Source organism: Pantoea sp. PvP021, assembly GCF_054056055.1.
In genome coordinates this window covers 51338-60285 of the sequence record NZ_JBSRXX010000015.1, presented here as the reverse complement: position 1 = coordinate 60285, position 8948 = coordinate 51338, and the positions used below count along the sequence as shown (strand labels likewise).

The 8948-nt window shown below is 53.3% G+C and carries 8 protein-coding genes and 1 other annotated feature; of the genes, 4 read left to right on the top strand and 4 right to left on the bottom strand.

What is annotated here, in order from left to right; translation table 11 throughout:
* Positions 1-472: 472 nt before the first annotated feature.
* The 3 genes from clpB to rluD form a co-directional block, all read right to left on the bottom strand.
* Positions 473-3058 carry an ATP-dependent chaperone ClpB gene (gene clpB, locus ACVKSX_RS23460; protein WP_029519628.1) on the bottom strand — a complete coding sequence of 862 codons (2586 nt, stop codon included), beginning with the start codon at positions 3056-3058 and terminating at the stop codon, positions 473-475.
* A 113-nt stretch (positions 3059-3171) separates the two neighbouring features.
* The gene (yfiH, locus tag ACVKSX_RS23455; protein ID WP_167430644.1) at positions 3172-3900 is read right to left on the bottom strand and encodes a purine nucleoside phosphorylase YfiH; all 729 of its coding nucleotides are present in this window, start codon (positions 3898-3900) and stop codon (positions 3172-3174) included.
* A complete protein-coding gene (gene rluD / locus ACVKSX_RS23450) occupies positions 3900-4877 on the bottom strand; it encodes a 23S rRNA pseudouridine(1911/1915/1917) synthase RluD (protein ID WP_010248442.1) in 978 nt (325 codons plus the stop codon). Before rluD ends, yfiH begins: the two co-directional genes overlap by 1 nt.
* A gap of 129 nt (positions 4878-5006) precedes the next feature.
* Between rluD and bamD the strand changes: the two genes are divergently transcribed.
* From bamD to pheA, 4 genes are all read left to right on the top strand, one after another.
* Positions 5007-5738 carry an outer membrane protein assembly factor BamD gene (gene bamD, locus ACVKSX_RS23445; protein ID WP_010248444.1) on the top strand — a complete coding sequence of 244 codons (732 nt, stop codon included), beginning with the start codon at positions 5007-5009 and terminating at the stop codon, positions 5736-5738.
* A 281-nt stretch (positions 5739-6019) separates the two neighbouring features.
* The gene (gene raiA, locus ACVKSX_RS23440; protein ID WP_003849030.1) at positions 6020-6355 is read left to right on the top strand and encodes a ribosome-associated translation inhibitor RaiA; all 336 of its coding nucleotides are present in this window, start codon (positions 6020-6022) and stop codon (positions 6353-6355) included.
* Positions 6356-6456: 101 nt separating this feature from the next.
* Positions 6457-6581 (top strand) — a sequence feature (Phe leader region).
* Positions 6458-6505: a pheA operon leader peptide PheL gene (gene pheL, locus ACVKSX_RS23435; RefSeq protein ID WP_187507180.1), complete on the top strand. Its 48-nt coding sequence runs from the start codon at positions 6458-6460 to the stop codon at positions 6503-6505. Its footprint overlaps the feature before it by 48 nt.
* 22 nt (positions 6582-6603) lie before the next feature.
* Positions 6604-7767, top strand: a complete 1164-nt coding sequence (pheA, locus tag ACVKSX_RS23430) for a bifunctional chorismate mutase/prephenate dehydratase (RefSeq protein ID WP_010248448.1) — start codon at positions 6604-6606, stop codon at positions 7765-7767.
* Positions 7768-7823: 56 nt separating this feature from the next.
* Here pheA and tyrA read toward each other — a convergent pair whose 3' ends face one another.
* Positions 7824-8945, bottom strand: a complete 1122-nt coding sequence (gene tyrA / locus ACVKSX_RS23425) for a bifunctional chorismate mutase/prephenate dehydrogenase (protein WP_033758683.1) — start codon at positions 8943-8945, stop codon at positions 7824-7826.
* Positions 8946-8948 lie beyond the last annotated feature (3 nt).

Sequence of the window (8948 nt, the reverse complement as noted above, 5' to 3'; positions counted from 1 at the left end):
AAGTTTGATTTGCTTAAACAAGTTAAGCGGTGCTCATCTGTAAAACGTCATAATGAATTTCATTATGTGTTCACTCGTGAGGCTTGATATTTTTTTACGTCCGGAGACGCTGATATCAATCCTGCGAGTGCCCACACAGATTGTCTGATAAATTGTTAAAGAGCAGTGCGAACAGTGCGTTAGCGTCCTGTCGCGAGGTGGCGTATATTACGCTTTCCTCCTGCAGAGTCAACCTCTTTCTCAGAAGTTTTTCTCCGGCGGCGCAGTCTCCTGTGCCTCCTGACCCGTTTTCCGTTTCCGGTTTGCCGTGTCAGTGGAGGCGCATTATAGGGAACGGCTCAGATAGCGCAAGTGCAAATTGAGACTTTTTTACTGACCGTTCATTTTGCACTCAAAAGGAGTATTAAATAAGCAAAAACCCCTCAAAAGGGCAAAAAAAACGGGCCAGAGGCCCGTTTTTCATTCCACACCCTTACTGATGTGCAGTAATGATGTTGTTCTCCACATCCATTTCGATGGTTTTGCCTGGCACCAGTGAACCAGCAAGGATCTGCTGAGCCAGCGGGTTCTCGATCTGCTGCTGTATCGCACGTTTCAGCGGACGTGCACCGTAGACCGGATCATATCCGTTCTCCGCCAGCAGTTTGATCGCATCATCAGAGATGTGCAGCTGATAACCCCGTTCATCCAGACGTTTGTACAGCCGCTGCAGCTGAATCTGCGCAATAGACGCAATATGTTTCTCAGCCAGCGGATGGAACACCACCACCTCATCAATACGGTTGACGAACTCAGGACGGAAATGCTGTCCGACCACACCCATCACGATATCTTTCATTTCCGGGTAACTGAGATTGCCGAACCGCTCCTGGATTAAATCTGATCCCAGGTTAGAGGTCATAATCACCACGCTGTTACGGAAATCGACCGTCCGGCCCTGCCCATCCGTCAGACGCCCATCATCCAGCACCTGCAGCAGAATGTTAAAGACATCAGGATGCGCTTTCTCTACTTCATCCAGCAGGATGACCGAATAAGGCCGACGGCGCACAGCTTCGGTCAGATAACCGCCCTCTTCATAGCCGACGTAGCCCGGAGGTGCACCCACCAGCCGTGATACTGAGTGTTTTTCCATAAATTCAGACATGTCGATACGAACCATCGCATCGTCACTGTCGAACAGGAAGTTAGCCAGCGCTTTACACAACTCCGTCTTACCGACCCCGGTTGGCCCCAGGAACAGGAAGGAACCGATAGGCCGGTTTGGATCAGAAAGGCCTGCGCGACTACGGCGAATAGCATTCGATACCGCCTCAACCGCTTCATCCTGTCCGATAACCCGGCCATGTAAGTCCTGCTCCATGCGCAGTAACTTATCGCGCTCACCTTCCATCATTCGTGCGACCGGAATACCGGTCCAGCGTGCCAGCACATCGGCAATCTCCACATCGGTTACCCGGTTACGCAGTAACTTCATGGTCTTGCCTTCGGCCTGAGTCGCTGCGGCTAACTGTTTTTCCAGTGCCGGAATTTTACCGTACTGCAGCTCTGACATCTGAGCGAGGTCACCCTGGCGACGTGCCTGCTCTAAATTCAGACGCGCCTGCTCAAGTTCCGCTTTAATGTTCTGCGTGCCGGACAGCGAGGCTTTCTCTGTCTTCCACTCATCTTCCAGCTCGGCGTATTCGCGCTCTTTCTGGTTGAGCTCGGTTTCCAGCATCTCAAGACGCTTGATGCTGGCATCGTCCGCCTCTTTCTTCAGCGCCTGCTGCTCCAGCTTCAGCTGAATGATACGGCGCTCCAGGCGATCCAGTGACTCCGGCTTCGAGTCCATCTGCATACGAATGCTGGAAGCTGCTTCATCGATCAGGTCAATCGCTTTATCCGGCAGCTGCCGGTCAGCAATATAACGATGAGACAGGGTCGCCGCCGCAACAATCGCCGGGTCAGTGATCTGCACATGGTGATGCAGTTCATAACGCTCTTTCAGACCACGCAGAATGGCGATGGTATCTTCCACACTGGGCTCAGCCACAAAGACCTTCTGGAAACGACGCTCCAGCGCGGCATCTTTTTCAATGTACTGGCGATACTCATCAAGCGTAGTGGCACCCACACAGTGCAGTTCACCACGCGCCAGCGCAGGTTTAAGCATATTGCCGGCGTCCATCGCACCGTCCGCTTTACCGGCTCCCACCATGGTGTGCAGCTCGTCGATAAACAGAATGACGTTGCCTTCCTGTTTCGACAGGTCACTCAGTACGCCTTTCAGACGCTCTTCGAATTCACCGCGATATTTCGCCCCGGCCACCAGCGCACCCATATCCAGTGCCAGTACCCGACGTCCTTTCAGACCCTCAGGCACTTCACCATTGATGATGCGCTGCGCCAGCCCTTCGACAATCGCGGTTTTACCCACGCCAGGTTCACCAATCAGTACCGGGTTGTTTTTGGTACGGCGCTGCAGAACCTGGATGGTGCGGCGAATCTCTTCATCACGACCGATGACCGGATCGAGTTTGCCCTTCTCTGCCCGCTCGGTCAGGTCGATAGTGTATTTTTTTAAAGCCTGGCGCTGATCTTCAGCCCCCTGATCGTTCACGTTGTCTCCTCCCCGCATCTGTTCAATCGCACTGGTGATTTTTTCACGCGTTGCGCCCGCTGCTTTGAGCAGATCGGCCAGTGAGCCCCGCGATTCCAGGGCGGCCAGAACAAATAATTCGGATGAAATAAAGTTATCGTTGCGCTTCTGTGCCAGCTTGTCGCACAGGTTTAATACCCGGACGAGGTCAGATGAGGGTTGTACATCGCCTTCGCTGCCTTCAACTTGTGGCAGGCGATCAATAGCCTGCTCAACCTGAGCGCGAAATGGCGTAACGTCGACACCGGCCGAAGTCAGTAAAGGTGAAACCGATCCGCCTTCCTGTTTGAGCAATGCGCTCATCAGATGCAGAGGTTCGATGAATTGATTGTCGTGTCCCAGAGCGAGGGACTGCGCGTCGGCGAGAGCCAGCTGAAATTTATTAGTAAGACGATCCAGACGCATAATTCCTCCCATTACAGGTCAAAATGCTACTGGAGATTAAATGAGGTCATCCCTCAAAATTTCAAGGTTAATGACCTGAGATTTGAGTAAAAAATACGCTAACTGGACCGTCTTATGGCGTAAGGTTATAACAGCCAGATCAAAGTTGCCATACGCCCGGTGATCCCATCGCGGCGGAAAGAGAAGAAATCGTCGCGCTGCGTAAAGGTACAAAGGCTGCTGGCGCTGACTGAATTCACGCCCGCTGCCTGTAGTCGCATCTGCGCCAGCAGGCCGATGTCGGCGTAAAAGCGGTCACCTGATGGACGGAAAGCCTGCACAGCCCGGGGATCCTGAGCCATAAAGGCCTGACGGACTTCTTCGCCGACCTCAAACGCATCAGGTCCGATTGCCGGTCCAAGCCAGGCATGAATCTGATCAGGCGGCGAACGAAACTGCGCCAGCGTATTTTCCAGTACACCCGCACAAAGTCCGCGCCAGCCTGCATGTGCCGCCGCCACTTCCGTGCCATCCTGCGAACAGAACAGGACCGGAAGACAGTCAGCGGTCATGATGGCGCAGACGACGCCGGGCTGATCGGTAATACAGGCATCAGCACGTAATGGCGTACTTTCCCCTGCAGTCAGACGCACAACCTCAGTGCCATGAACCTGATCCAGCCACTGCGGCATGGCAGGTAAACCCGCCTCTTCCAACAGCAACTGCCGGTTACGCGCCACCGCATCCGGATTATCTCCCACATGCCCGCCGAGATTCAGTGCATCCCAGGGCGATGTGCTGATGCCGCCCTGTCGCTGCGTCGAGCAGGCCCGAACGCGTGACGGAGCGGGCCATTGAGGAGTAATCAGATTCATCACCAATTCAACTGGTCTTTAAATTCTTCAGTGTCTGCTTTTAACGCCGCGATGAGATCAACCATGTCCTGCGGAAGCGCAGCATGGAATTCCATTTCAATACCGCTAATGGGGTGATAGAGGCGCAACATCGTGGCGTGCAGTGCCTGACGATCGAAACCGCGCAGCGTAGTAATAAATGCTTCAGACGCGCCTTTTGGCGGACGCGGACGGCCACCGTAAAGCGGATCGCCCACCAGCGGATGGCTGATGTGAGACATATGCACACGGATCTGGTGAGTACGACCGGTTTCCAGACGCAGGCGCAGACGGGTATGGGCCCGGAAGTGCTCCATGATGCGGTAATGCGTGACCGCCGGTTTACCCATTGGGTGTACCGCCATGTGGGTGCGTTTAGTTGAGTGACGGCTGATAGGCTGCTCAACGGTGCCGCCCGCAGTCATATTGCCAATCGCAACCGCTTCATATTCACGGGTGATTTCGCGACGCTGCAGCGAGTCCACCAGATGCGTCTGAGCCGGAACGGTTTTCGCGACCACCATTAAACCGGTAGTGTCTTTATCCAGGCGGTGTACGATGCCCGCGCGCGGCACATCCATAATCGCCGGATAGTGATGAAGTAAGGCGTTTAATACCGTGCCATCTGGATTCCCGGCGCCAGGGTGAACCACGAAGTCGCGTGGTTTGTTGATGACAATAATGTCTTCATCTTCATAAACGATGTCGAGTGGCAGATTCTGCGGTTCCCAGCGCTGCGCCTCCTCGATCTCAGCGTCAATCGCGACCAGCTCGCCGCCCAGCACTTTTTCTTTGGGTGTATCGACCATGACGCCGTTTACAGTAACGCGACGATCGAGGATCCACTCTTTTATGCGAGAACGTGAATAATCAGGGAACAATTCCGCCAAAGTCTGATCTAAGCGTTGTCCGAGTTGTGATTCGGATACCGTTGCGGTGAGTTGAACTTGTTGTGCCATATACAGCTTCTTCGTTAACGTTGGGTTTTCACGGCGATGCCGTTTAATATAATGTGCTATCGTACCTGGTCATTACCGGGAGCTATACGGACAGCTTCCGCCATAACATTTGAGGATAATCACTTCGTCATGACGCGTATGAAACATCTGGTGGCTGCTGCCACACTGAGCCTGGCACTTGTTGGTTGTTCCGGCTCAAATGACGCGGTACCGGACAGCCCGCCTTCTGAAATCTATGCTACAGCGCAGCAAAAGCTGCAGGACGGTAACTTTAAAGCTGCGATTAAGCAACTGGAAGCGCTGGATAATCGTTATCCGTTCGGTCCTTATTCGCAGCAGGTGCAGCTGGATTTAATCTACGCGTACTATAAAAATGCCGATCTGCCCCTGGCGCAGGCTGCCATTGCTCGCTTTATGCGTCTGAACCCCACGCATCCGAACATTGACTATGTCATCTATATGAAAGGTCTGACGGACATGGCGCTGGATGACTCCGCGCTGCAGGGCTTCTTTGGTATTGATCGTTCTGACCGCGATCCGACGCACGCTCGTGATGCTTTCCGCGACTTTTCCCAGCTGCTGCGGAGTTACCCGAACAGCCAGTATGCGGCTGATGCTCAGAAACGCCTGGTCTATCTGAAAGACCGTCTGGCTAAATATGAGCTGTCAGTGGCGCAATTCTATACTAAGCGTGAGGCTTATGTCGCGGTTGTTAACCGTGTCGAAGGTATGATGCGCGATTATCCGGATACGCAGGCAACACACGATGCCCTGCCGCTGATGGAGAATGCTTACCGCAATCTGCAGCTGAACGCTGAAGCCGATAAAGTGGCGAAAATCATTGCAGCTAACAAAAGCTGATCGTTCGAAGGATTTTCAGCCATAAAAAAAGCAGCCTCTCAGGGCTGCTTTTTTTTGCTCACAGAACAGTCAGATTTGGATCTGTTCTCAGCGAGCTAACTCATCAAGCATGCCGTGTTAATCGTTTCGCTTCAAGCCATTTCGGCCAGTTTCTCTGCCTTTCTCACAGAATGTTGTGACTGACAAAAAGTGACATTTTTTCGTGATCGAAATCCCACATTGAACGCTTTTTCGCGCTATGCTGAGAAGACCAAGACGGAAATGACAGAGAGGTAAGAACGATGATTCTGAACATTACCAGTAAACAAATGGACATCACTCCGGCAATCCGAAGCCATGTTGAAGACCGTCTCGCCAAGCTCGAAAAATGGCAAACCGACCTGATTAATCCACATATTGTCCTTTCCAAAGAGCCCAAAGAATTCGTGGCTGACGCCACTATTAACACACCTAACGGGACTCTGGTGGCCAGCGCCAAGCACGATGATATGTATACCGCTATCAACGATTTGATTGCCAAGCTCGAGCGTCAGCTGAATAAAGTTCAGCATAAGTCTGAAGCACGCCGCGCCAGTGCCAGCGTGAAAGACATCATTCCCGCCGACGAAGAGTCCTGATTTTCTTAACGCTGTTTCTTAACGCGCCTGCGGGCGCGTTTTTTATTGACAGCTTTTAAGCAGTACGGTTACTCTCAGGTCACTCTCTTTTCGGACATTACCATGAAACTTGATCTGTTTTTCTTCGCTTTCTTTTTTACCTTCCCCTGAACGGGAGGCCATTCGTCGTGTGAAAATGAAAGCGAAGACGAACACCGAAGCCTCCCAACCGGGAGGCTTTTTTTTTGGATAGCATACAGGTGAGCCCTATGAATCCCGATAATCCATTGCTGGCGCTACGCGATAAAATCAGCGCCGTGGATAAAAAACTTCTGACGCTGCTGGCCGAGCGTCGTTTGCTGGCAGTGGAAGTTGCACAAGCGAAACTGGCGACGCATCGCCCGATTCGGGATGTGGAGCGCGAACGCGCGCTACTGGAGAATCTCATCGTACTGGGTAAGGCACACAACCTGGATGCGCACTACATCACCCGTCTGTTCCAGCTGGTAATTGAAGATTCCGTGCTGACTCAGCAAGCGCTGCTGCAAAAAAACCTCAACCATCCCCATGCGCATGCCGCCCGTATCGCCTTCCTGGGCCCGAAAGGCTCTTACTCGCATCTTGCAGCACGCAACTACGCGTCGCGCCATTTCGATAGCATGGTGGAGTGTGGCTGCCTGAAGTTTCACGACATCATCAAACAGGTCGAAAATGGCGTAGCTGATTACGCCGTGATGCCGATTGAGAATACCAGTTCAGGCTCGATCAACGATGTCTACGATTTGCTGCAACAGACCAGCCTCTCAATCGTGGGCGAGCTGACATTGCCTATCGACCACTGCGTGCTGGTGAATGGCCCCACCGACCTTCAGCAGATTGAGACGGTTTACAGCCATCCTCAACCGTTCCAGCAGTGCAGCCAGTTTATTAATCGTTTCCCGCACTGGAAAATCGAATACACCGAGAGTACCGCGGCAGCGATGGAGAAAGTGGCTGCGCTCAACTCACCTAAGGTGGCGGCGCTGGGCAGTGAGGCCGGCGGCGAACTCTATCAGCTGCAGGTGCTGGAACGTAATCTGGCGAATCAGCAGCAGAATCACACCCGCTTTATCGTGCTGGCCCGCAAAGCAATCGAGGTTTCTGACCAGGTGCCAGCGAAAACCACGCTGATTATGGCAACCGGCCAGCAGGCGGGTGCGCTGGTCGACGCGCTGCTGGTACTGCGTCAGCACAACCTGATTATGAGCAAGCTGGAGTCCCGCCCGATTAATGGTAATCCGTGGGAAGAGATGTTTTACATTGATGTGCAGGGCAACCTGCAATCAGAGCGGATGCAGCAGGCGCTGCAGGAATTACAGACCATGACCCGCTCTCTGAAGGTACTGGGCTGTTACCCCAGCGAAAATGTGGTGCCCGCTGAACCTGGCGAATAAAAAGAAGAAAAAAGGCATCCAACTGGATGCCTTTTTCATTGATGGATGGCTGTCATTTATGGGCGGCTGTCATTGGCCGATCGCAACAGGCTTCGGCTTTCGACCAGGAAGCGTTTTGCGTGATCGCCAAACCACTGTTCAACCCGGTTAAAGCTGGCGATAAACGCCTGCTTGTCGCCCTGCTCCAGCAGCGCAATCGCTTCACCAAACCGCTGGTAATAGCGTTTTATCAGCGCCAGATTACTCTCTGAAGACATGATGATATCCGCATAGAGTTGCGGATCCTGAGCGAACAACCGCCCCACCATCGCCAGTTCAAGCCGGTAAATGGGCGACGAGAGCGCCAGCAGCTGATCCAGATTGACGTTCTCTTCGGCTAAATGCAGACCATAAGCGAAGGTAGCAAAGTGACGCAGCGCCTGAATGAATGCCATGTTCTGGTCATGCTCAACAGCGCTGATACGATGCAGACGCGCACCCCAGACCTGAATCTGCTCCAGGAACCACTGATACGCTTCCGGTTGTCTTCCATCACACCAGACCACAACCTGTTTTGCCAGGCTGCCGCTGTCCGGGCCAAACATCGGATGCAGACCCAGCACAGGCCCGTTATGGGCAGCCAGCATTGCCTGCAGAGGCCGGTTTTTGACTGACGCCAGATCGACCAGAATACAATCTTCCGGCAGTGGTGGCAGTTGGGCAATCACCTGCTCGGTCAGGTGAATCGGCACGCTAATGATCACCATTCCGGCATCGCTGAGCAGAGTCTCAGCCTGAGGCCAGTCCTCTTTATCCAGCGTTTTAACCGTGTAGCCTGATAGCCCGAGCATTTTTTCAAACAGCCGGCCCATCTGGCCCTTACCACCGACAATCACCACCGGGCGCAGTTCAGGACAGAGGGTTTTAAAGCCTTTATCATTCTCGCTGGTATAGGATTCCCGCATCACGCGACGCAGCACATCCTCAATCAGATCCGGTGGGACGCCGAGCGCTTCGGCCTCTTTACGACGGGAAGCCAGCATCGTCGCTTCACGCTCAGGCACATAAATAGGCAGGCCGTAACGGCTCTTCACCTCACCTACCTCGGCCACCAGTTCCAGTCGCTTAGCCAGCAGATCCAGCAACGCTTTATCAACACTGTCAATTTGATCGCGTAACGCGGTCAGTTCAGCCACCATTGC